At 31.7% G+C, this 24,511-nt stretch carries 22 protein-coding genes; 12 read left to right on the forward strand and 10 right to left on the reverse strand.

The window, feature by feature from the left end:
- Positions 1-97: 97 nt before the first annotated feature.
- Positions 98-1,054, reverse strand: a complete 957-nt coding sequence (locus ACQKCJ_RS17630) for a hypothetical protein (RefSeq protein ID WP_427402563.1) — start codon at positions 1,052-1,054, stop codon at positions 98-100.
- A gap of 657 nt (positions 1,055-1,711) precedes the next feature.
- Between ACQKCJ_RS17630 and ACQKCJ_RS17635 the strand changes: the two genes are divergently transcribed.
- Positions 1,712-2,476: a Kdo domain containing protein gene (locus tag ACQKCJ_RS17635; RefSeq protein ID WP_427402564.1), complete on the forward strand. Its 765-nt coding sequence runs from the start codon at positions 1,712-1,714 to the stop codon at positions 2,474-2,476.
- An 84-nt stretch (positions 2,477-2,560) separates the two neighbouring features.
- On the opposite strand, the gene ACQKCJ_RS17640 is transcribed toward ACQKCJ_RS17635, so the two are convergent.
- Positions 2,561-3,625, reverse strand: coding sequence for a glycosyltransferase family 9 protein (locus ACQKCJ_RS17640; protein WP_427402565.1), 1,065 nt, complete (start codon positions 3,623-3,625; stop codon positions 2,561-2,563).
- Between the two features lie 117 nt (positions 3,626-3,742).
- Here ACQKCJ_RS17640 and ACQKCJ_RS17645 point away from each other — a divergent pair, with 117 nt between their 5' ends.
- Positions 3,743-4,489: a glycosyltransferase family 2 protein gene (locus tag ACQKCJ_RS17645; RefSeq protein ID WP_271335589.1), complete on the forward strand. Its 747-nt coding sequence runs from the start codon at positions 3,743-3,745 to the stop codon at positions 4,487-4,489.
- A 108-nt stretch (positions 4,490-4,597) separates the two neighbouring features.
- Here ACQKCJ_RS17645 and ACQKCJ_RS17650 read toward each other — a convergent pair whose 3' ends face one another.
- On the reverse strand, positions 4,598-5,665 hold the full coding sequence (locus tag ACQKCJ_RS17650; protein ID WP_427402566.1) for a glycosyltransferase family 9 protein: 1,068 nt from the start codon (positions 5,663-5,665) through the stop codon (positions 4,598-4,600).
- A gap of 68 nt (positions 5,666-5,733) precedes the next feature.
- Positions 5,734-6,501: a glycosyltransferase gene (locus tag ACQKCJ_RS17655; RefSeq protein ID WP_271335591.1), complete on the reverse strand. Its 768-nt coding sequence runs from the start codon at positions 6,499-6,501 to the stop codon at positions 5,734-5,736.
- Positions 6,502-6,546: 45 nt separating this feature from the next.
- Here ACQKCJ_RS17655 and ACQKCJ_RS17660 point away from each other — a divergent pair, with 45 nt between their 5' ends.
- Positions 6,547-7,269 carry a polysaccharide deacetylase family protein gene (locus ACQKCJ_RS17660; protein WP_427402567.1) on the forward strand — a complete coding sequence of 241 codons (723 nt, stop codon included), beginning with the start codon at positions 6,547-6,549 and terminating at the stop codon, positions 7,267-7,269.
- On the opposite strand, the gene ACQKCJ_RS17665 is transcribed toward ACQKCJ_RS17660, so the two are convergent.
- Together ACQKCJ_RS17665 and ACQKCJ_RS17670 are read right to left on the reverse strand one after the other, a co-directional pair.
- The gene (locus ACQKCJ_RS17665) at positions 7,261-8,010 is read right to left on the reverse strand and encodes a glycosyltransferase family 2 protein (RefSeq protein ID WP_271335593.1); all 750 of its coding nucleotides are present in this window, start codon (positions 8,008-8,010) and stop codon (positions 7,261-7,263) included. The two genes, ACQKCJ_RS17660 and ACQKCJ_RS17665, sit on opposite strands and share 9 nt — an antisense overlap.
- A 184-nt stretch (positions 8,011-8,194) precedes the next feature.
- On the reverse strand, positions 8,195-9,010 hold the full coding sequence (locus ACQKCJ_RS17670) for a 2,3,4,5-tetrahydropyridine-2,6-dicarboxylate N-succinyltransferase (protein ID WP_271335594.1): 816 nt from the start codon (positions 9,008-9,010) through the stop codon (positions 8,195-8,197).
- Between the two features lie 288 nt (positions 9,011-9,298).
- On the opposite strand from ACQKCJ_RS17670, the gene ACQKCJ_RS17675 reads away from it, so the two are divergent.
- A complete protein-coding gene (locus ACQKCJ_RS17675; protein ID WP_427402568.1) occupies positions 9,299-9,937 on the forward strand; it encodes a PAS domain-containing protein in 639 nt (212 codons plus the stop codon).
- A gap of 69 nt (positions 9,938-10,006) precedes the next feature.
- Here ACQKCJ_RS17675 and ACQKCJ_RS17680 read toward each other — a convergent pair whose 3' ends face one another.
- Together ACQKCJ_RS17680 and ACQKCJ_RS17685 are read right to left on the reverse strand one after the other, a co-directional pair.
- Positions 10,007-11,311 (reverse strand): LTA synthase family protein, encoded by a 1,305-nt coding sequence (locus ACQKCJ_RS17680; RefSeq protein ID WP_427402569.1) that lies wholly within the window; start codon positions 11,309-11,311, stop codon positions 10,007-10,009.
- Positions 11,312-11,405: 94 nt separating this feature from the next.
- The gene (locus ACQKCJ_RS17685) at positions 11,406-11,873 is read right to left on the reverse strand and encodes a hypothetical protein (protein WP_427402570.1); all 468 of its coding nucleotides are present in this window, start codon (positions 11,871-11,873) and stop codon (positions 11,406-11,408) included.
- 348 nt (positions 11,874-12,221) lie between these two features.
- Here ACQKCJ_RS17685 and ruvX point away from each other — a divergent pair, with 348 nt between their 5' ends.
- Positions 12,222-12,638, forward strand: a complete 417-nt coding sequence (gene ruvX / locus ACQKCJ_RS17690; RefSeq protein WP_271335598.1) for a Holliday junction resolvase RuvX — start codon at positions 12,222-12,224, stop codon at positions 12,636-12,638.
- A 125-nt stretch (positions 12,639-12,763) separates the two neighbouring features.
- The gene (locus tag ACQKCJ_RS17695; protein WP_427402571.1) at positions 12,764-14,260 is read left to right on the forward strand and encodes a malate:quinone oxidoreductase; all 1,497 of its coding nucleotides are present in this window, start codon (positions 12,764-12,766) and stop codon (positions 14,258-14,260) included.
- Between the two features lie 39 nt (positions 14,261-14,299).
- On the opposite strand, the gene ACQKCJ_RS17700 is transcribed toward ACQKCJ_RS17695, so the two are convergent.
- Positions 14,300-16,522: an FUSC family membrane protein gene (locus tag ACQKCJ_RS17700; RefSeq protein ID WP_427402572.1), complete on the reverse strand. Its 2,223-nt coding sequence runs from the start codon at positions 16,520-16,522 to the stop codon at positions 14,300-14,302.
- 201 nt (positions 16,523-16,723) lie between these two features.
- On the opposite strand from ACQKCJ_RS17700, the gene def reads away from it, so the two are divergent.
- From def to mazG, 3 genes are all read left to right on the forward strand, one after another.
- A complete protein-coding gene (gene def / locus ACQKCJ_RS17705; protein ID WP_271335603.1) occupies positions 16,724-17,314 on the forward strand; it encodes a peptide deformylase in 591 nt (196 codons plus the stop codon).
- Between the two features lie 66 nt (positions 17,315-17,380).
- Positions 17,381-17,866, forward strand: coding sequence for a DUF5606 domain-containing protein (locus tag ACQKCJ_RS17710; protein ID WP_271335604.1), 486 nt, complete (start codon positions 17,381-17,383; stop codon positions 17,864-17,866).
- A gap of 101 nt (positions 17,867-17,967) precedes the next feature.
- Positions 17,968-18,738 carry a nucleoside triphosphate pyrophosphohydrolase gene (mazG, locus tag ACQKCJ_RS17715; RefSeq protein ID WP_427402573.1) on the forward strand — a complete coding sequence of 257 codons (771 nt, stop codon included), beginning with the start codon at positions 17,968-17,970 and terminating at the stop codon, positions 18,736-18,738.
- Here the strand turns inward: mazG and ACQKCJ_RS17720 are convergent, their stop codons facing one another.
- Positions 18,739-19,419 carry a Crp/Fnr family transcriptional regulator gene (locus ACQKCJ_RS17720; RefSeq protein ID WP_271335606.1) on the reverse strand — a complete coding sequence of 227 codons (681 nt, stop codon included), beginning with the start codon at positions 19,417-19,419 and terminating at the stop codon, positions 18,739-18,741. It lies immediately after the preceding gene.
- A gap of 204 nt (positions 19,420-19,623) precedes the next feature.
- Between ACQKCJ_RS17720 and ACQKCJ_RS17725 the strand changes: the two genes are divergently transcribed.
- The 3 genes from ACQKCJ_RS17725 to ccoN all read left to right on the forward strand — a co-directional run bounded on the left by ACQKCJ_RS17725 (position 19,624) and on the right by ccoN (position 24,506).
- The gene (locus ACQKCJ_RS17725) at positions 19,624-22,017 is read left to right on the forward strand and encodes a heavy metal translocating P-type ATPase (protein ID WP_271335607.1); all 2,394 of its coding nucleotides are present in this window, start codon (positions 19,624-19,626) and stop codon (positions 22,015-22,017) included.
- 108 nt (positions 22,018-22,125) lie between these two features.
- The gene (gene ccoS, locus ACQKCJ_RS17730; protein WP_271335608.1) at positions 22,126-22,317 is read left to right on the forward strand and encodes a cbb3-type cytochrome oxidase assembly protein CcoS; all 192 of its coding nucleotides are present in this window, start codon (positions 22,126-22,128) and stop codon (positions 22,315-22,317) included.
- Between the two features lie 2 nt (positions 22,318-22,319).
- Complete coding sequence (gene ccoN / locus ACQKCJ_RS17735) at positions 22,320-24,506, forward strand: cytochrome-c oxidase, cbb3-type subunit I (protein ID WP_271335609.1); 2,187 nt, start codon at positions 22,320-22,322, stop codon at positions 24,504-24,506.
- The last annotated feature ends 5 nt before the right edge of the window (positions 24,507-24,511 follow it).

The raw sequence follows: 24,511 nt of genomic DNA on the forward strand, positions 1-24,511 counted from the left end.
TGTAGTGAACAAATTATTAATGAAATCTTAAATAGATTCGATGATTCGGCAAAATACTTTTCAGCAGATTTAATTGCGGGAAGTTATTTTTAGAATCTTATTTTTTGAGAATAACATTATCGACCCAACCTTCTAAAGTGTATTTATAAAAAATGTGATCAGGGATCTTCTCATATTCATTTTCGAAAAAATCTACCGGTATAACAGGATTTTTTTCGTCTATTATAAGGATGTTATTAGGATTGTAAAAATCGTAAGTTTTTATATCAGAATTCGTTGTAATCAATTTTTTTTCTAACCCCAAACTTTCAAAAACCCTGAATGTTAAGCCAATCTGACCAATTCTGTTGATGTCTAATAATACTTTTGAACGGTTTATATAATCATTGACTTCAGACAAAGGCATATGTTTGTTGATATACGTAATAGTAGAATCTGTTGGCTTGTGTTTTTTATCATAAATAATAAATTTAAAATTTATTTCTTTAGATTTTAATTCCGCTGCTATTCGTTCTAGTATAGGTAACCTTTTATCAATAGAGCTAATATTGAAAACATCAAACTCAAAAGTATTATCCTCGTTTAAAGGCACATTTTTATTGTAGATCCAGTTAGGGGCAAATTTTAGATTAAAGTTTTCGCAATCGTCTTTTTCGAACGAATAAACTTCATCAAAGCAATGTAAGACCCTTTTGATTTTATGACAACGATAAATATTATCATTAAAAAAGCCTACAGATTTTTTAGTATATTTCTTAAATTCAAGAATGCTTTCAGGATCAATAAAATCCCCTTTTATGGTTAGGATAACATCCTGGATTTCTTTGCTTTCTTGTAATTGCTTTATAATTTCTTTTCCATAATGCAAGTGTTTTAAGTTCGTTTTAAAGAACGCCTTTAGTATAAAATTATAAGCCTTATGTAATACAGATGGATATTTATACTTAAAAACATTAAAATCAATATGCTTTACAGTATGACCTTGTTTCTCGAGAGTTGAAGCAATATTTGTATTGAGTCCCCAATTATCGAGGCTTATTAAGGTAATATTCATTTGATATTTTATTATAAAGTTGTGGCGAAATTAGTAAATAAATAGCAATTATATTTGCTTTCATTATCTTATACGCAGATCCGGATAGCGATGATAGATTTATATGTACCGACGTCATTGATATACAAGTTAAGAATTTCTAATATAGATGAGTGATTTTAGTAATAGATTAGCTTTGTTAGACATTTCGTTAATGGCGCCTGGTATATGTTTTTCAGAAGTACTTAGCGCTTTTAAATGATGGGGAAACATTTGTTTTTGATAGATTATGAGCTTTACTATCCCATTTTTATTTTATTAAAGAACTAAAAGATAATGTAGTTATAGACCTTTTTCTAAAACGGTATTATGGATCAAATAAGATTATTTTAAATTTATTTTATTTAAGATTAAACCTTTTTGCTTTCTGAAAGTCTTAATACGAAACATATATGTTTCGTATTAATTTGTTGCAATTGATATAAAAAGAATAAGCTTCTTTTTTGTTGAAAGTCAGACGTTTTTTTACTGAATTATATGTTTTGATCTGTTAAAATAAATAAACCCCAAATCCGGTAAATTAGTGTAGTTATTACAGTTAAATTCTTATGAATTGATAATATTAATTTGAAGTGTTGTATTCTATGCGTATTTTTGTCGTTTATAAAAAAAAAGTAAATGAATTTTAAAGTAAATCCCATTTTTATCAAAAGCAGTTCGTCTATTCAGAATATTATTGAATCGTTTAGTGATTCAGGTACTATTTTTGGCGATGGACAACGTAATATTATAAAGTTATTTGATTTTGATGGAAAAACAATTAATATTAAATCATTTAAAATTCCCAACTTAGTAAATAAGATTGCCTATAACTATTTTAGAAAATCTAAAGCAAGACGATCTTTCGAATATGCTACAATTTTGTTAGAGAAAGGCATAGGTACACCACAGCCAATAGCATATCTTGAAAATTTTAATTGGTTAGGTTTGCGAGACAGTTATTATGCAAGCGAACATTTAGTTACTGAATTAACGTATAGAGAATTGGTAGAAATTCCGGACTATCCGGATCACGAGAATATATTAAGACAGTTTACAAAATTTAGTTTTGAACTTCACGAAAAAGGAATTGAGTTTCTCGATCATTCACCGGGAAATACACTGATTAAAAAGAAAGCCGATGGAAATTATGAATTCTTTTTGGTCGATTTAAACCGAATGGTATTTCATAAGTCGATGACTTTTGAAATGAGAATGAAAAATTTGTGTCGTTTAACTCCTTTAAAAGAAATGGTTGCAATAATGAGCAATGAGTATTCGAAATTATACGGAGAATCTGAGCAAAAAACATACGATACTTTATGGAAATTTACTGCTGATTTTCAGGAGCAATTTTATAGAAAGAGACGTTTGAAGAAGAAACTTAAATTCTGGAAAAAATAATAATAAAAAAAGGATAAAAAACATAAGTGAAATTGTTTTTTATCCTTTTTTTATTTGTCTTTCAGTACCAATGACCTGAACGCTTTAGTTTTTATATTCCTTGAAATAAGTTTCTAATTTTTCGAGCATCAGAGGCAAAGGATATTCAGCATAAAAGTCAAAAGTATGCTCTTTGATATATTGCTCGGTATGTTGTTCATATATTTCAGGTTTTAAATCTTTTAAGTGAATAGAAGCGTTTTTTGCTTCATTTTCAAATAATTGCCATGTTTCCTTTCTAACCGAAGGAGTAAATATTGAGAAAGTAGGAATATCAAGTGCTTTTGCCATATTTACAGCTCCGCCTTCGTTGCCTATCAACATTTCACATTGCGAAAGTAAAGCTAAAAACGGCCTTAGCTCAGTACAATATAAATCAAACACAATATGTTTTTTGGTTTCTTCAGAACAATAATTATATACTTCCAGAGCTTGTTCTTTTTGATTCGGAATATAATTAAAGATGATAGTGGCGTTAGTTTTGGCTACTGTAAAATCTATAATTTTTGCCATTCCTTCTAATGGATAGGTTTTGTAAACTTCACTTCCTAAAATTCCAAACATAATAAGCGGCTTTTCAGCATCTATATTGTAGCTCTTTAAAAGTTGTTTTGCTTCGTTAATTTCGGATTCTTTTAGGAATATTTTGGGTTTTACATCAGTAATTTTTTCTGAAATAAAAGGCCTAAGAAGCAGTAATCTGTTTTCGATTGCTAGTCCGTGTTCAGATGCGATAGCGTCAAAACGTTCGTAGGTGTAATTGTAAAATATTTTGGTATACCATTTATGATATGAAACTTTATATTTTGCACCGGAAAATGCGGTGATTAAGTTGGTTTCTAATTTCGAGTATACATCAATTACGGCATTGTATTTTTTTCTGCGTATTTCAAATATAAATTTGAATAAAGAAGGATAAGATTTTCGGATCTTATTTGACAGCGGAATTATGTTGTCAATATTAGGATTTTCTAACAGCACATCGACAGAATTTGGATAGCACATATAGTCTATCACCGCGTCAGGAAACTTGGTTTTTAAGTTATTACAGATTATTGTACTGGTTAATACGTCTCCAATTCTTTTTTGCTGAATGACTAATATTCTCATTTATTTTAAATTCAATTTTAAGTACAAAACTACAAACTATTTTATGAAAAGAGGGATTTTAATGACATTAAACTAAATAAAAGGATTATTTTTGTAGTCAATACATAAAATTTTGCAATGGATATAAGTGGCCTGGTTATTACTTACAACGAAGAAAAAAATATAGGAGAATGCATCGATGCTTTACTGAAAATTTGTAACGAAGTAATTATAGTAGATTCTTTTAGTCGGGATCGTACAGTTGAAATTGCTAAAGCAAAAGGAGCAATAGTTCTTCAGCAAGATTTTTTAGGAGACGGTCCACAACGTACACATGGCATCCCGTATTGTAAAAATGACTGGATTTTGAATCTTGATGCTGATGAGTTTTTGGATAAAGATGCAGAAGATTTTATAGTAAACAAAAAATACCTTGAAGGAAATCATGATGCTTTTAGTTTTAGGGTAAAAAACTTTTTGGCTGATAAACTAATTGATTTCTCAGGATGGTATCCCGATCATAAAGTTCGTTTTTTTAATAAGCAAACAGCTCATCCTTCAGAAGCAATAGTGCATCAAAAAATAGTATCACAAAATGAGAAAAGAGTACCGGTACATATATTACATTATGGTTGGGATTCTTTAGATCAGATTATTGCTAAAAAAAATCAATACTCCGGTTGGCATGCACAACAATTATTTGATAATAATAGAAGAGTAAATTCTTTTAAGCCTATTCTAAACGGAACAGTATCTTTTGTTCGTTGCTATTTTTTCAAGAAAGGTATCTTTAATGGTTTAGACGGATTGTCAATTGCAATGATTCAGGCATTCTTTTCTTATATGAAATATGCAAAGCTTTTAAAACTTCAAAAGAAGAAATAAAAAGAAATAAAAAGAAATAAATAGAAAAGGCAGGATAGAAAACTATTCTGCCTTTCTTAATTTTATAATAGTAATTATTTTGATCTAAAATAATTAAGTTCGTTCATTTTATTGATGCTGATTTAAGAAAAAGTTAAGTTTATCTTTAAACAGTTCAGGATTGAATTCGTTGTACAAAGAAGATATAATTGTTTTTATTTCTTTAGTTGCAAGTCCATTTATTGATTCAGGTTTGTAATCGCTGAGATGTACAGAGATGTTTTGTAAGCCATCTTCAAAAGTAGCCCAGTCTTTTTTATCAACATGTGGAGAGAAAATTGTAAATGAAGGTTTTCCCAGTGCTTTTGCCATATTTACAGCACCTCCGTCGTTTCCTATAATAAAATCACACTGATCCATTATAGCAATAAATGATCTTACATCATTACCAAGTAAGTCAAATGATACTTTTTCCTGAGTACTTTTTGAGCATAAATCAAGTATCTTTTTAGCCTCTTCAATTTGGCTGGGGAAATAATTAAAAAGAATATCAATGTCTCTGTTATCAGCTACATAGTCGATAACCCTTGCCATATATTCAGAAGGATAGGTTTTTGATTTTTCGCTTCCTAATAAACTGATCATTACAATTTTTTTGTCGCTGCTTATTTTATGTTCAGCAAAAAGGGCAGTAGCGTCCTGGTTTTCTTTTTGACTTACAAATAATTTTGGATGAGGGTCTATTGTTTTGTCAGCAAGTTTTAGCGGATTTAATAATAAAAGCCGATTGTCTATCGCTTGTCCGTATTTTGCAGGTTCCTCTTTTTGTAATCGCTTTATATTGTGGTTATAAAGTAAAGCAGAGTACCATTTATAGTAAGATATTTTAGTTTTCGAACCAGAAAACAGGGTAATTAGATTGGTTTCTAATTTTCCGTAAATGTCAATTAATACATCGTATTTCTGAGATCTGATTTCAAAGAAAAACTTAAATAAGGATAAATACGATTTACGGGTTATTTCCGGAAGTATAATTACAGTATCTATATTTGGATTGCCAATCAAAACATCTTTGCAATGAGCATAACACATAAAATCTATAACAGAATCCGGATATTGTTTTTTAAGAGAATTACATAAAATACTGCTTACGAGAACATCGCCAATTCTTTTTTGCTGTATAACTAATATTTTCATTTATAAATAGAGTTTATAGGACGTGATAATCTGGAGTTTTAATTTTTATAGAGAAACAATCTAAAAAATCAATCCATATTGCGATATAATAACCATAGCATAAAGTATCGTTTTAAAACAGAAAAAGAACTTATGTAAGCTAGAATGAATCCTTCCCGACCATTTATAAATCCTAATTTTAGGAAATATTGATTGATAAAAAGAAAAAAGGGCTTCATGAAAAAATGATAAATATTTGGTTTTTTATTTTTTTGAAACAAAACCAAAGCTTCTTCTTTTCTAATTAAATTTAGTCTGCTATTAAAGTCTTCAAAATTTTTATATGAAAAAGAATTTATCTTGTTCTTGAAAAGTGTGAGTTTTTTAGGCGGGTAACGATTAAAAACTTCTGAGTAAGAGAATCTTGTTTTATCAAAAAGCAAAAGTTTCTTTTTGTTTAAAAACACACCATATTTTATGGTTTTGCCAAAGAAAAATAAAGTTTGTCCGGCAAAATAAGACGAAGCAGTTTTTTGCTTATGAGCTTCTGTAGTTAATTCGTTTATAAGTTCTTCAGACAGATAATCAGTAGTGTTAATTACTATTACCCAATTGTTTTTCAGAGAATCAATTGTCGATTTTATAATATCGGCTCGTTTGGTATCTTTTTGATGAAGTATAGTTACTCCTAATTCCTCTGCAATCAAAACACTTTTATCAGTGCTGTTATTATCGATTAAAATAATCTCATCAGCAAACGATAAATTATCAATATGCTTTTTTATATAGATCTCATCATTAAAGCAAAGTGAGATCACGCTTATGTTTTTGATTGACACGATTTCTGATTTTTTCATCAAAAATAATCTTAAAATAAATAACTTTGTTGAAAATAAATTAAAATGTCCAAATTACCAATTTTAATGTATCATAACGTATGTCAATCTGAATCAGGTAGTAATAAGTTGACAATTTCGGTACATAATTTAGAAAGACAATTTCAATATCTGACAGATAACGGTTATAAAACGTTTCATTTTTCTGAGCTGGAGAAAATGAAAACCATTCCTGAAAAAAGTATTATCCTGACATTTGATGACGTTACAGAAAATCAGTTGATTTATGCTTTACCTTTATTGGAAAAATTCAAACTAAAAGCCAGTTTTTTTATTCCTTTCAAGTATATAGCGAAAACTGATTTATGGAATGAAGGTACAGAAGAACCACAAAAAATCATGACCATTGAGCAATTAAAAAAATTGCCAACAGATATAATCGAATTGGGCTATCATTCTTATGAGCACAATAAATACCAAATGTTAAGTCCTGCACAAATACAGAATGATTTTTTGAAATGCGAAGAAGAAATTAAAAATCATAATCTTACTGTATATCCTGCTCTCGCTTATCCTTACGGAAATTACCCTAAAGAAAGTGCTGAGAAAGCAAACTTCAAGATATTGCTTAGTGAAAACAAGATGAAATTTGGATTAAAGATTGGTAATCGCCCAAATAGATTTCCGTTTAAGGATAATTATGAAATAAAACGCATAGACATTAAAGGTTTGGATAATTTAGTAGTTTTTCGATTGAAAATAAAATTCGGTAAATTAAAATTATTCTAACTTTTTTTCCAGTAATATTATCTTGGCATATCTGGAGAAAACACCATAAGCATCGATTGCAGCCGCTGCTAATCCGGGAACTCCGTCAAGATAAACTCTCTTTATAAAATAAGTATGAAAAAAACGGTAGAAAGGTTTGAACATCAATAAAAACAGAGTTGCTTTTTTTCCTTTTTCAAATGACATTTGTGCCTGAAACCAAGCATATTTATCTTTTTTGCTTATAAAATGAAATAGGTTTTTATAAGTATAATGAATCATATGATTTTTTAATACAGGAGGTTTTGATTTTAGGACCAATTTTTCATGTACTTCATTTTCAAAACGAATATTATCGTTTTTAATCAAACGTGTTACTTTATCAGTATAATGAAATAAGAAACGATCCATAAAAAAGTGAGGAAACCAAATTCTGAAAGCATCACAATTGTTCAGGTTAATACAGTCCAGGATCTCATGTTTAAGTTTTTCAGAAACCCTTTCGTCAGCATCGAGAAATAAAACCCATTCTCCGGTTGCAGATTCAATAGCATGATTTCTTTGATTGCTATAATTGTCAAATTTTCTAAAAATAAGTGTTGCTCCCAGATTTGAAACAATTTCGGCAGTAGCGTCGGTACTATTCGAATCTAAAACAATTATTTCGTCAGCAAATTCAACAGATCGAATAGCGTCGGCGATGTAGAATTCTTCATTGTAAGTTAATATAATTACAGATAATTTTTTACCTTCTTTAAACATGAGCAGTAGTTTAGAATTCTATTTTTTTTCCTTTTTTCTCTTTCTTCTTTTGATTAAATATTTGGCTTGTAAAAACGATGCAATAGTATACTTTTTTTTCCTGATTTTGAACAAAAAAATCCATTCTTTCTAATAATAAGAAAGAATGGATTTTTTAATTTTTTTTATGTAAGATTATATCACATTACACTGCAACATCATATTCGCGAAGTGCGTTATTTAATGAAGTTTTAAGATCTGTAGATGCTTTACGTGTACCAATGATTAAAGCACATGGAACCTGAAATTCACCTGCAGCGAATTTTTTAGTATAACTTCCAGGGATTACAACTGAACGTGCAGGAACAAAACCTTTCATTTCAACAGGTTCGTCACCAGTTACATCGATAATTTTTGTTGAAGCAGTCAAACAAACGTTAGCACCAAGAACAGCTTCTTTACCAACATGAACTCCTTCTACAACAATACAACGAGAACCAATAAAAGCACCATCTTCAATAATTACCGGAGCAGCCTGCAAAGGTTCTAAAACCCCGCCAATACCAACACCACCGCTTAAGTGAACATTTTTACCAATTTGTGCACAACTACCAACAGTTGCCCAAGTGTCAACCATTGTTCCTTCGTCTACATAAGCACCAATGTTTACATAACTTGGCATCAAAATTACGCCACTTGAAATATAAGCTCCGTAACGTGCAACAGCGTTAGGTACAACACGAATTCCTTTTTCAGCATATCCTCTTTTTAGCAACATCTTGTCGTGATATTCGAAAATACCAGATTCCCATGTTTCCATTTTTTGAATTGGGAAATACATTACAACAGCTTTCTTTACCCATTCGTTTACTTGCCACTTGTCACCAACCGGTTCAGCACAACGTAATTTTCCTGCATCAACCAATTCGATTACTTCTCTAATGGCATCAGTTGTAGTAGTTTCTTGTAGTAAAGCTCTGTTTTCCCAAGCTTGTTCAATTATAGTCTGTAAAGAATTCATAAGTTTTAATTTTTGGCAAAGATAACCTATTTGTGCAAATGCAAAAAAGTAAAACCTTTTGAAAATGTTACAGAAATAACATTTTGTTTTTAATTTGATAAATTAATTTTTGCTCATATATGGATTTTTATTTGTCTTGATGTCCTCTAAAAGTTTTTTTAGTATCATAATATGACAAAAATCAGGTTCTGCGTTTTTTGTTCGAATTAATTTTGCACCACTAATTTCTTTAGATAATACAGGAATTAGAAAATACCATTCCAAAAATAAACATATAAGCAGCAAGACATGAATCAGGAAAATCAGCCTCAGGGACCAAGAACTATTATCGATAAAGAAGTCTCATGGGACAAAACTCAGGTTATTATGAGTAAAACAAATGCATTTGGTATAATTGAGTATGCCAATGAGAATTTTGTTAATGTTTCAGGATATGAAGATTATGAATTAATGGGACAGCCACATAATATTATCCGCCACCCTGATATGCCAAGAGTCATTTTTAAAGTGCTTTGGGAAAATCTTAAAAAAGGAAAGAATTTTCATGCCATTGTAAAAAATTTAGCGAAGTCAGGAAGATATTATTGGGTAATTACTGATTTTGAAATTTCAGTAGATGAGAACGATGTGATTGTTAATTATTTTGGAAGAAGACAAGCTGTGCCACAAGAAGTTATTGCATTGCATATCGAACCACTTTATAAAAAATTGCTGCAGATTGAGGCAACAAGCGGAATTGAGTTTAGCGAAAAATACCTTATTGGTTTCTTAGAAGAAAGAAAGAGATCTTATGTTGAATATATTAAGGAACTAGTTTTTGAGCATGAAAGAGGGCAGGCGAAATTTGCTCAATATGAAGAAAAAGTAAATGCAGAAGAAGATGAGGAAGAAGAAAAAGGTTTCTTCAGAAGACTTTTTAATAGATAGAGTTTTTTTTTAAAAGTTTTGAATATTTGGATGAGTCCGTTTCGATTTCGAGGCGGATTTTTTTTTGTATTAAAAAGCTAATTTATTATTGGTAATTCGTTCATTAAAAGATTGGATATATGCTTTTAGGAATTTTTCATATTCCTTGACTCTCGATTTGTCTTGATGCATTAGATTGTTTTTTAGTAAAAGGTCTTTTTTCCAATTGTACAAACCAATAGTTTGATTGTTTGCAAACACCAAATAATAATCATCTTGAATGTAATGATACGTTCCCTGAAGGTAGTATACAACAAAGTTTTCCGGTGATTTGTAGCTTTTTCCAAAACTAACCATTTCAGTTTTTATATTTAGATAATCCAAAATGCTTGGCATAACATCAATTTGCTGAAAGTTTTTTTCGTTTACACCTGTAAACTCGGGATTTGAAGGATCGAAGAATAAAATAGGAATTCTGAATTTTCCAATATTTGTTTTGTCAATATCTAGATCTCCTCCGGAAGAAGTATGATCAGCAGAAATCACAAAAAGAGTATTATTGTACCAATTTTGTTTTTTGGCGGTTTTAAAAAATTCTCTTAATGCAAAATCAGTATAAGCGATGCTTTCCTGAATAGTTGTAGTGCCTTTGGGGAATTTTCCCTTATATTTTTCTGGTATCGTATAAGGATTGTGCGAAGAAATTGTGATTAGGGAGCTGAAAAAGGGCTGTTTAAAAGAGGTGAGCTTTGTTGCATAAAATTGTAAAAATTCTTCGTCAAAAATTCCCCAGGTTCCGTCGAAAGCTTCCTTACCCTCATATTGATCTTTACCAAAATAGTGTTCAAAACCTGCAATTTTTGCATATTGATCAAAGTTTTGACTGCCATTAAAAGCACCGTGAAAGAAAGAAGTATTATATCCTTCCTTCTTAAAAATTTTTGGCAGGCCATTTATTTTGTTCAATGAGAAACTAGATGAAATAAATGAATTATTCATTAAGCTCGGAATACTTGAAAGTAAAGACGGAACGGCATCTATGGATACTTTTCCGTTTGCAAATGCATTTTTAAAATAATAGGATTTTGTAATCAGGGAATCTAAAAAAGGAGTTTGTCCCCGCTCAATATTTTCATTACCAAAACTTTCTAAAATTAAAATAACTACATTTTTTTTAGTTGGAGGTTTGTCTGATTGTAATGAAATAACAGGATTGTAAATTGATTTTAATTCTTTTGCATTATAATAATTAACGTTGTCGATATCATCTTTTTTTGCGATCGTTTTTAAAATAGTAAACGGAGTATTTAAGACCAAAGCAGTATTACTTAAAGCCCCATATTTAATTCCGTCGACAATTTTTATAGGTTTCTTTTGAAAACCTCCGCGTCCCATAATCAATAATATAGTTATTGAGATGATAAGAGCAGTGAATTTTATAAAATAATCACTTTTGGTTAAATGTTTAGTTAGTAGGTTTTTGCTTAGATCAGGTAGTAGCTTCCAAAATAATACACTTATAATTAAGAAAATAATGCCAATAGCAGAACTCTCTTAAAAATGAAGGAATTAGTCCAAGAACTTCATGTTCCATTCCTTTTGCAGTAATCATTTTATAAGTACTTCTTCTTCCTGTAAATCGATAATAGATAATATCAATAAAATTGGTTGCAATGAATATCAGATTAACGCAATAGAAACTTATTTTTAATATCAGTTGATAGCGAATACTATACTTGAAATTACCGGGAACTATATAGGCAATAATAAACGGAATATTTAAATAACTAATAGCTGCAAAGTCAAATAAAAGACCGCCCAGAAAAGTTTGAATCGTAAACGAATCAAATAAATTTAGATTTAAAAAATAGAATAAAAGTCTGGATAATTGGTAAATAGCAACAACTAAAAGAAATCTTTTTAAGAACAGAGTAATACATTTTTTATAATTATTCATGTAAGATTTAAAGTTGTATTTAGGCTTTAAATGATTTGAATAATTAATTTAAAACTGTAATAAAATTCATTGTAAAATAACTCGTATTTTTATTGAAAAGATTACCGGAAAAAATATAATTATGATAAGATAAGACATATTTTTACATCCTGATTTCAGGCAAAAAAAGAATAAAGAACCTGTATACTTTTCTTTGAATATTGAAATGGTTATCTTTGTATTGTAAATGAAAGTAGTATGGAAAGTCCATATTGATCTTCAGGCAGTTTCTGTTTTTGCATTCATAAAATACAAAGATTCTCTTTAGTTTTATGGCTTTTCCTCCCTATCTTTGACAAAAAATACAAAATGCCAAGAATCCTCTCTATAGATTACGGACAAAAACGTACTGGAATTGCTGTTACTGATGAAATGCAGATCATAGCATCCGGTCTAACAACGATTCCAACAAATACTTTAATTGATTTTTTAAGGGATTATTTTTTGAAAGAAAAAGTAGAGACGGTTTTAATCGGGGAACCGAAACAAATGAACGGAGAGCCATCTGAAAGTGCCTCTGTAATTAAAGGTTTCGTAACTCATTTTTCTAATATTTTCCCGGATATGAAAGTGGTTCGTGTTGATGAACGTTTTACTTCAAAAATGGCATTTCAAACGATGATCGATAGCGGATTGAGTAAAAAGAAGCGTCAGGATAAAGGGTTAATCGACGAAATTTCGGCAACAATTATGCTTCAGGATTATCTTTCTTCAAAACGTTTTTAGTTTTTTTCTCCTTCCGTCTTATAAAATCCTTTCTTTTTAGTAAAAACATAACTTTTATCATGTGTTTTTAGTTTTTTTTTGCAATTATAAAAAGTACCTTTGCACTTTAAAAACAAATTACTGTTATGCCTGACAATACAATACGTTCCAATAGTGAAGTAGTGCTTATTGGAGCTGGAATTATGAGCGCAACTCTTGGATTAATTTTAAAAGAGCTGCAACCGGATATAAAAATTGAAATTTACGAAAGATTAGATGTTGCTGCTGCCGAAAGCTCTGATGCTTGGAACAATGCAGGAACAGGACACTCCGCTTTTTGTGAGCTAAATTACACACCAGAAAAGGCAGATGGTAGTATTGATCCTAAAAAAGCAATAAGTATTGCAGAATCGTTTGAGATGTCCCGACAGTTCTGGTCCTACTTAGTGCAAGAAAAGAAAGTTCCCTCTCCTGATAATTTTATTAAAAGTGTTCCTCACATGAGTTTTGTTTGGGGAGAAAAAAACGTAGAATATCTTAAAAAGAGATTCGAAGCATTGCAAAGCAATCCAATTTTTTCTCAAATGGAATTTAGTTCTGATTTTGAAAAACTTACAGAATGGATGCCGCTTGTAATGGAAGGCAGAGATGCCAACGAAAAATTAGCAGCAACCCATATGGAAATTGGTACAGATGTTAATTTTGGAGCCTTAACCAGAAGTATGTTTAATTATTTAGAAAAACTTGACGGTGTTTCTTTATTTTTTAATCATGAGGTAAAAAAATTAAAACAGCGTGAGGATAAATCTTGGAGAATAAAGATTACTGATTTAACAACTGATAAAACAAGAAAAGCATATACCAAATTTGTATTTATTGGAGCTGGTGGAGGTTCGTTGCCATTGCTTGAAAAAGCGAATGTTCCTGAAGGAAATGGTTACGGAGGTTTCCCGGTAAGCGGTCAGTGGTTAAAATGTACAAATCCTGAGGTAATTGCCAAACATCAGGCAAAAGTATACGGAAAAGCAAGTGTTGGAGCACCTCCAATGTCAGTTCCTCATATTGATACCCGTGTAATTGATGGCGAAAAAGCTTTGCTTTTTGGGCCTTTCGCAGGATTTTCGACTCGTTTCCTTAAAAATGGTTCTTATTTAGATTTACCATTATCTATAAAAGCAAATAATCTAATTCCGATGTTATCAGCGGGATTCCATAATATTCCATTAACAAGATATTTAATTGAGCAGGTTCGTCAATCTCCAAAAGACAGAATGACGGCTTTACGTGAATATTTGCCAACAGCAAGATCTAAAGACTGGAAACTCGAGAAAGCCGGACAACGTGTTCAGGTGATTAAAAAGGATGAGAAAGAAGGTGGGGTTTTAGAATTTGGTACAGAAGTTATCAATACGCATGACGGAACATTGGCGGTATTATTAGGAGCTTCTCCCGGAGCATCGACCGCAGTTGCGATTATGGTTGATTTAATTGGCAGATGTTTTACTGATCAGGCTAAAACACCGGAATGGCAAGCGAAAATGAAAACGATGATTCCTTCTTACGGACAAACTTTAAATGATAAACCGGAGCTTTTATCAGAGCTTAGAAAACATACTTCTGAAGTTTTGAAACTAAATAATTAAGCTCAGTTTTTATATAAAATAAATACAAATCCAGATGAATTAATCTGGATTTGTTGCTTTAAATTCTTCCGTAATTTTCAAAATCTTTTCAGCCAGATTACTCATCCAGATCAATTGTTCAATTACCATTTGAGCTTCCTGCATCTTAGCCTGACGCGTTTCTTTGTCTAATTCGTCATCTTTAATCAAACGAGTAAAATTAACGCGTTTAAGTTCTTCAAATTGCAAAGTTACATCCTCCTTGTCAAAAAAAGTATCCGTTATAATCGTTTCATTTCTTAAAATTGAAATCGAATGATCTAAGTTTGAAAGTATCGTTTTTATAATATAATTAAACGATTCTGAGGCCGAAGTCGTTTGATGAGATTGAATATAGGTAGATAATGAAGCTAAAGCAGACAATATCGAATGATTTAAAACCACAAGTTTATTGACTAAAGGCATCGTTTTTTGTTTTGATTTTGGTTCCTGCATCATTCGCTGAAACGAAGTCATCAGATTGCCAATTTCAACAAAAGCATTTTTTCTCGCCAATCGGTATGAAGTCGGGATTTCTCCTTTTTTATTATAGAAATCAGCAATTTCTTTAAGGTAATTTCTATTGGCACGAATCGAATTTTCAATATGAATTGGCGTATTGATAAATTCCCAGGCCGGCCACAAAAACTGATTTGCCAAAAAGGCTAAAGTTGCTCCGGCTAATGTATCTAAAACACGAAACTGAATGACTTCAACCACATCAGGAGTTAAAATGCCATAAATAAAAACCACATACATAGTGACAAAAGTGGCGCTTATTTTATAATTAATTTGAGTAAATGAGATTCCAAGAAGCATACATATAATAGATAATATACTCAATGCAACATGATTCTGAATAACAGATACAATCCCAAAAGCCAGTAAACCTCCTAAAATGGTTCCGAAAATTCTATTATAAGAGCGTTCCTTTGTTAAGCCGTAACCCGGGCGCATGATGACAACAATCGTTAATAATATCCAATAGACATTTTGAAAAGCTAAAAATTGCCCGATAGTGAAACCAATTAAAATTGTAATGGTTAATCGCACTGAATGTCTGAAAATAGAAGAAGAGAAACTTAAATTTTCAATCAAAGTACGTAAGGGATAATATTGTGGTGTCAGGAATTTTTCAAGTTCCTTATCCTTATCTTTCAGTTTAAAAGACTGCATGGCAAGTGAAAAAGCACGTTGGATAATTTTGATTTTTCCAACCTGATTTTTAGCATATTTCAGCATATTGGTCAACATCAAAACACCTTCGGCAGCTTCCTCTTTACCTAAAGTTTTTTCATAGTCAAAAATGGCAGATTCAAAAGCATCAAGTTCATTTTTTAAGTCATTTTTATCAACATACACACTAATATTATGCACGTTTTTAGAAAGTTTCTTTAGAGTCGATGCCAGTTTGTAAGCTACATTTTGATACGTTCTAAGGACTTCAGGATGTTTGGCAAATTTTTCATGTAGCTTGCTGTGGTCAAATGATGTATATAAAGCAAGTTCCTGAATCTCTACCAAAGTGATAAAAACAAGCAGCATTTTTCGGTTTTGGCTTGTTGTTGCAGATGCATTCTGGTTGCCAATAAGCATTCTTCTCAAATCCTCGTGAATCAAATTCAGATCAACCTGAACACTCAGCTGCTTCTCGATTATAGCCTCTCTATTAGCCTCGGGACTCCATAAATCTCCTCTTAATTTTAAATATTTTGCAGTTAATTTTATGCCTTCAGCAATTTGTAACTCGACGTATTTATAAGGTTGTACAAAATGAAAGACAAGTGAAACAATTAAGTATAAGATACCTCCAATAAAAATAAATCCTGAATATTCAAAGGCTTTCCAACCATCATGTAAATGGCCAAATGATAGTGAAATGGACAGTAAGGCAGAGAATGATACCAAAGTAGCGCGCTGACCGTAAACAGAAATCATTGAACATATAAAAAGCAAAAAACCTAAAAAAGGATAAAATAAAATGGGGTATGGATAAGCAAGATTTACTAATAAATTTACACCCGATACAATAAAAGAAGCAACAATAAGACCTTTTATTTTATGACTTAAGGAGCTTGGAATGTCACTGGGATAGGTGTAGAAGGCTCCCAGAGCAATTACAAAACCAATATCGAAAAGATCGTAATAATTCAAAACTAATACAGGAACAACAGAAGCGATAGTTACTTTAGAGGCGTTTAAAAAAGAAGTACTGTTAGTAAATTTCGAGATACGATCAAACATAGAATGAGGTTTACAAACAAAAGTACGAATTGTACGAATTAATTTGGCATAATTATGGATGAGTTTTTGTGAAGCAAGCAAAAAAAGTGATATAATATATGATTAGAATTATTCATTGACTATTTTTTACTATTTTTGCCAGCTGAATTATGAGAACTAAATTCAGGAGTTTTCATTAGATAATACATTAAAATAATACAAATGATTTTACCAATTGTAGGATATGGAGATCCTGTTTTAAGAAAAGTGGGTGAGGTAATTACGCCGGAATATCCAAACTTAAAAGAAACAATCGCTAATATGTACGAGACGATGTACAATGCTTACGGAGTAGGACTTGCTGCACCGCAAGTTGGTATGCCAATTCGTTTGTTTGTTATTGATACAACTCCTTTTAGTGATGACGATGATTTACCTTCAGAAGAGCAAAAAGATTTAAAAGGATTTAAAAAGACTTTTATCAACGCAAAGATCCTTAAAGAAGAAGGCGAGGAGTGGAGTTTTAACGAAGGTTGCCTAAGTATTCCTGACGTTCGCGAAGATGTATATAGAAAACCAACCGTTACAATAGAATATTGCGAAGAAGATTTTGTAATGAAAACAGAAGTTTTTGATGGTTTGATTGCAAGAGTTATTCAACATGAATACGACCATATTGAAGGCGTTTTATTTACAGATAAAATATCATCTTTGAAAAAACGTTTGATTCAGAAGAAATTAAAAAATATTACCGAAGGCAAAACGTTTCAGGAATACAGAATGAAATTTGCTGCGGCTAAAAAAGGGAGATAATTGAACTAAGAAATTAGCATCAATAAAATATAATAAATCAAATTCTTAATACTAATTTTAATAAACATGAATTTAGAGAAAATTTTAGCCATTTCTGGGAAACCAGGTTTATATGTATTGAAAGTGCAAACTCGTACAGGTTTTGTGGCAGAATCATTGACAGACGGAAAAAAAATTACTGTTAACTTAAAAAGTAACGTAAGTTTATTATCTGAGATTTCAATTTATACTTACGAAGGAGAAAAACCATTGACAGAAGTAATGCAGCGTATCGCTGTTAAAGAAAACAAAGGTCAGGCTATTTCTCATAAAGAAGATAATGCTACATTAGCAGCTTATTTCAAAGAGATTTTACCTGAGTATGATGAAGAAAGAGTATATCCTTCAGATATAAAAAAAGTATTAAACTGGTACAACACGCTTGAGGCAAAAGGTTTGGTAACTGATTTAGCTCCTGCTCCTGCTGAAACTCCAGAGGAAACTCCGGTTGTTGAAGAGAAGCCAAAAAAAGCCCCGGCTGCTAAAAAAGAAAAAGCTAAAAAAGAAGAATAGCAGTTTACTGCATTCAAATATATTAATCCTGTTAAGATGTTTTCTTGACAGGATTTTTTACTTTTACAATATTAGATTACAACTCGATAAAACTTCATAAAATGAGCAAGGAACTTCAACTTAAGGCTTTCGAAAGATTACTAATTATCATGGATGAACTTCGTGAACAATGTCCGTGGGATAAAAAGCAAACTTTGCAAACCCTAAGACACCTTACTATCGAAGAAACATATGAATTGGGTGATGCTATTTTGGATAATGATCTAAATGAAGTAAAAAAAGAGTTAGGGGATCTCTTGCTGCATATTGTTTTTTATGCGAAAATTGGTTCTGAAACAAACGATTTTGATATAGCTGATGTTTGTAATGAAATTTGTGAAAAGTTAATTCATCGTCATCCTCATATTTATAGTGATACTGTAGTAAAAGATGAAGAAGAAGTAAAACAAAATTGGGAAAAATTAAAGCTTAAAGAAGGTAAAAAATCAGTTTTAGAAGGCGTGCCAAAAAGTTTACCGGCTTTGGTAAAGGCAAGCCGAATTCAGGATAAAGTAAAAGGCGTGGGTTTTGACTGGGAAGAACCACACCAGGTTTGGGATAAAGTACAAGAAGAATTAGAAGAGTTACAAATAGAAGTTCAATCAGGAGATCAGGATAAAATTGAAGCTGAATTTGGAGACGTTTTATTCTCTATGATAAATTATGCCCGATTTTTAAACGTAAATACTGAAGATGCTTTAGAACGTACCAATAAAAAATTTATTAAGCGTTTTCAGTATCTTGAAAGCAAAGCTGGCGAATTAGGGAAACCCTTAATGGATATGACTTTGGCAGAAATGGATGTATTTTGGAACGAAGCTAAAAAGCTCTGATTACTCGGCCATTTTTTTTAATGCCCTGATATCTTTAAGCATAATTTTTTTACCCACTAATTCAATTAAATCCAGTTTATTAAAATCTGATAATAACCTGATACAGCTTTCAGTAGCAGTCCCAATAATACCTGCTAATTCTTCTCTTGTAAGTTGAACTTTTAGGGTTTTATCTGCATTTTCTCCAAAAGAATCGTGTAACTGCAATAAGGTTTCGGCTAAACGTTGTTTTACTGTTTTTTGAACTAAAGCAATTTTATTGTTTTCAGATTCTTTTAGATCTTCGCAAACAGATTGCATCAAATTCATCGAGAACTGATTGTTGTTATTAAAAAAGTGTAAGATTTCAGTTTTAGGAATAAAGCAAACCTCCATATCAGCAACTGCTTTTGCAGATAGGTTTGCCGGTTCATTACTAATCATAGAGCGTTGCCCTAAAAGTTCACCTGATTGTACTAGTTTTACGATCTGATCTTTTCCGTTTGCGCTTAATTTAGAAAGTTTACCAACCCCATCTTTTATACAAAATACACCATTGGTTACTTCGCCTTCTTCAAAAATGGCTTCTCCTTTTTTAATCTTATAAGTAGTTTTGCTGTTGGCCAATTTTACAACTTCATCTTTATTGAGTGCTTTAAGAGAAGAAAGCTGTCGTACGATGCATTGATCACATTTATTCATGGCAATAATATTTGTTGCAAAATTAACTAATATTCGCATTGAAAAGTGTTATTCTTCCTGAAAATACACAGAAAAAAACTATTATTTCAATTTGCCAGTTTTATTTCGCTAAATTTAGAATCCGATTTAATTATAACATGATAAATATCATTTTTATAATCTCTTGATTTTTTAACATTTGTTGCATCAAAAAAAACAAATTTTATGAGTGAGCAGAATTGTTTTCATTGCGGGTTAACGATTGCTAAAAATGAAGAAATCAATTTTGATGAAAAAAAGTTTTGTTGTAATGGATGTAAAACCGTTTATGAAATTTTTAGTCTTCATGATTTAACCTGTTATTATGATTTTGAAAAATCGCCAGGTGCCACTCCGCAAGATATTCACGGAAAATATGATTTTTTGGACAATGAAGCAATTTTGTCAAAAGTCTTAGAATTTCAAGAAGGAAACACCTCAATTGTTTCATTAAATATACCTCATATACATTGCAGTTCTTGTATTTGGATTCTTGAAAATCTAAATAGAATACAACCCGGAATAAGCATTTCACAAGTTAATTTTCCTGAGAAAAGAGTCCGAATTACTTTCAATTCAGATCTTGTTTCGCTAAAGACTATTGTTTATATGCTAAGTTCAATTGGTTATGAGCCTTATATTAGCTTAGAAAACTACGAAACAGGCAAAACAAATGTAGATCGAACTTTGACTTACAAATTAGGCGTTGCATTTTTCTGCTTCGGAAATATTATGCTGTTATCCTTTCCCGAATATTTCGAGATCAAAGAGTTTTGGTTAGATAATTATAAACCATTTTTCAGGATTCTAATTTTTGTTCTGGCGCTACCCAGTTTTTTATATTCCGCAAGCGGTTATTATGTTTCTGCCTATAAAAGTATAAAATCAGGCATGCTAAATATAGATATTCCCATTGCTTTAGGAATTATCGTGATGTTTGTTCGCAGTACTTTTGATATTGTAATGAACTACGGGTCAGGTTTTTTTGATAGTCTCACAGGGTTAGTTTTCTTCATGCTGCTCGGAAAAATGTTCCAGATTAAAACCTATAGTTTTTTAAGTTTCGAAAGAGATTTTAAATCGTATTTTCCAATTGCGGTGACCAGAATCAATACAGATACATCAGAAGAAAGCGTTCCTGTTTATGATGTTTTAAAAGGAGACCGATTACTGATCAGAAATCAGGAATTAATTCCGGTCGATGGTATTTTAATTAGTGAAAAAGCCGAAATAGATTATAGTTTTGTTACCGGAGAAGCTGTTCCTATTACAAAAGTATCCGGAGATAAAGTTTTTGCCGGCGGTAAGCAAATTGGCAAAGTAGTCGAAATAGAAGTGCTGCACTCAGTTTCGCAAAGTTACCTGACACAATTGTGGAGTAATGAGATCTTCCAGAAAAAAGTACTTCAAAAGCATAAAACAATTACAGATACTATAAGTCGTTATTTTACTCCTATATTATTACTTATTGCTTTTGCAGGTTTTGGCTATTGGATATTTTTTGATGCCAATACAGCTTTTAATGTTTTTACGGCAGTTCTAATTGTTGCTTGTCCTTGTGCATTAGCGCTTACAGCACCATTTACCTTCGGAAATATTCTGAGAATTATGGGAAAACAGAAAATGTATCTTAAAAATGCACTAGTAATCGAACAATTGGCTAAAGTTGATACAATAGTCTTTGATAAAACCGGGACAATTACCACCAATAAAAAATCTAATATACTATATGAAGGAAATCCTCTTTCTGATCAAAATTATGTTCTGATCAAAAATGTTCTGCGTGGTTCAAATCATCCTTTAAGCCGAATGTTATATGATTTTTTAAAGGAAACAAATAAAATTAAAATTGATGATTTTCAGGAAATAACAGGAAAAGGAATTCAGGCTTCCATCGAAAATCATACCATCAGGATTGGCTCTGCAGAGTTTGTAGGCAATCTGGTTTCTGATTCGTCAGATATCGAAAAGACAGCGCTTCATATTAAAATTGATGAGCAGTATCTTGGCAAGTTTGTTTTTCAGAATCAATACAGAGAAGGTCTTGAAAAGTTATTCTCCACACTTAGTAAAAATTACGAAATCAAAATACTTTCCGGAGATAATGATGGCGAAAGAGCAAATCTTGAAAGTATCCTGCCAAAAGGGATAGAATTAATTTTTAACCAGAAGCCGGAACAAAAACTGGATTTCATCAAAAATCTACAGGAAAAAGGCAAGAACGTTATGATGGTGGGAGACGGGCTGAACGATGCCGGAGCTTTGGCGCAAAGTAATGTGGGAATTTCTATCTCTGAGAATGTGAATGTTTTCTCACCTGCTTGTGATGCAATTCTCGATGCTTCGGAATTTTCCAGATTGGATTATTTCTTAAAATTATCTCAGAAATCGATTACAATAATTAAAATGAGTTTCGTTTTGTCTCTTCTTTACAATATTGTAGGGCTTTCTTTTGCAGTTACCGGCAACTTACTTCCTTTGGTAGCAGCTATTATCATGCCTTTAAGTACAATTACTATCGTAAGTTTTGTGACTTTGATGTCTAACTATTTCAGCAAGAGTAGTTTAAAAAGATTGTAAATAATACAGTCCCTTTTTTTTATAAATTTAACATATGTCTCCAATTATGATAATTATCATATTTTACCCGCCCATTACTTAGTAATTTTGTTAACATATATTTAAGGTATGAGTGTCATTTATCTATTAATTTCAGTAAGTATTTTTGTAGCAATAGGTTTCTTTATTGCTTTTATTGTCGCTGTCAGATCCGGACAATATGACGATGATTACACCCCCTCAGTCAGAATGCTTTTTGACGATGAGACAAAAATTACTCCCCACAATAACAATTCAACAACAGAAGAAAAACAAGTATAATTATGGAAATGGAACAGTTTTATTACGACAACAAAATTGTAAAAAAATTCATTTACGCCACTATTCTCTTTGGAGTAGTAGGTATGTTAGTAGGGCTAACCTTAGCGGTTATGTACCTTTATCCCAACATCACAGATGGAATTTCGTGGCTTAGCTACGGTCGATTAAGACCTTTGCATACCAATGCTGTTATTTTTGCTTTTGTTGGTAATGCCTTTTTTGCGGGTATGTATTATTCGCTTCAGCGTTTGCTGAAAGCCAGAATGTTCAGTGATTTTTTAAGTAATTTACATTTTTGGGGTTGGCAGCTTATTATTGTTGCTGCAGCAATTACACTTCCTTTAGGATATACTTCTTCAAAAGAATATGCTGAATTAGAATGGCCTATTGATATCGCTATCGCCGTAATCTGGGTGGTTATGGGTATTAATATGATAGGTACAATGCTTCGTCGTAGAGAGCGTCACTTATATGTTGCAATTTGGTTTTATCTGGCAACATTTGTTACAGTAGCAGTTTTACATATTTTTAATAATATCGAAATTCCGGTATCAGCCTTAAAAAGTTATTCGGTTTATGCAGGAGTTCAGGATGCTTTAGTACAATGGTGGTACGGACATAATGCAGTTGCATTTTTCCTTACAACTCCATTTTTAGGATTAATGTATTACTTTGTACCAAAAGTAGCCAATCGTCCTGTTTATTCTTATAGACTATCAATTATTCACTTTTGGTCCTTGATTTTTATTTACATCTGGGCAGGTCCTCACCACTTATTATACTCAGCATTACCAAACTGGGCTCAAAATTTAGGTGTTGCATTTTCAGTAATGCTTATCGCTCCATCTTGGGGAGGTATGATCAACGGACTTTTAACGTTAAGAGGTGCCTGGGATAAAGTTCGTGAAGAACCAGTTCTAAAATTCTTTGTGGTAGCCATAACAGGTTACGGAATGGCAACTTTTGAAGGACCAATGCTTTCGCTGAAAAATGTAAATGCTATTGCACATTATACTGACTGGATTATTGCACACGTTCACGTAGGAGCTTTAGCATGGAATGGTTTTATGTCTTTTGGTATTATCTATTGGTTAATTCCCCGAATGACGAAGAGTACATTATTCTCTAAAAAATTAGCCAACTTCCATTTCTGGATAGGTACTTTAGGAATTATTTTATACACTTTGCCTATGTATGTTGCTGGTTTTCAGCAAGCATCAATGTGGAAACAATTTAACCCAGACGGAACATTAACTTACGGAAATTTCCTTGAAACAGTTACTGCAATTATGCCACTGTACTGGATGAGAGCCATTGGAGGTACATTGTATTTAATTGGAATGTTTACGTTGGTTTACAACATTATAATGACCGTTAGAGCAGGTGATACTATTGAGGATGAATTAGCTCAGGCTCCGGCATTACAAAGAATAAGCAATAGCAGATTAAAAGGAGAAAAATTCCATAGTTGGTTAGAAAGAAAACCAATTCAGTTAACCATTTTAGCAACAATTGCTATTTTAATTGGAGGTATAATTCAAATTGTGCCAACAATTATGGTCAAATCGAATATTCCGACAATTTCAAGTGTTAAGCCTTATTCACCTTTAGAACTTGAAGGACGTGATTTATATATAAGAGAAGGCTGCGTAGGCTGTCACTCACAATCAGTTCGTCCGTTTAGAAGTGAAGTAGAACGTTACGGGCCACAATCAAAAGCAGGAGAATTTGTTTACGATCATCCATTTCTTTGGGGATCAAAACGTACAGGTCCTGATTTATTAAGAGTAGGTGGAAAGTACAATGACAATTGGCATTTTAACCACTTCTGGAATCCACAAAGTATTTCTGCGGGTTCAATTATGCCAGGTTATAAATGGTTGTTTGATAATGAGCCAATGGACATTTCATTAACTCAAAAGAAAATGCAGGTAATGGTTACCCTTGGTGTTCCTTATACGGAATCTGAAGTTGCAAATGCTCAAAAAACATTAAGAGTTCAGGCTATCGCAATTGAAAAAAGCTTAGAAAATGATCCTGACTTTGTCAAAAGTTATGAGCAAAGTAAGAAAAAGGCAGCTGAAAAAGGCGAAAAATTCGTTCCAATGAACGAGAGAGAAATTGTTGCTTTGATTGCTTATATACAAAGACTTGGAACCGATATTAAAGTAAAAGAGACTTCTAAATAACAGCA

It is taken from the genome of Flavobacterium sp. NPDC079362 (assembly GCF_050267765.1).
In the GTDB taxonomy this organism is placed as follows: domain Bacteria; phylum Bacteroidota; class Bacteroidia; order Flavobacteriales; family Flavobacteriaceae; genus Flavobacterium; species Flavobacterium azizsancarii.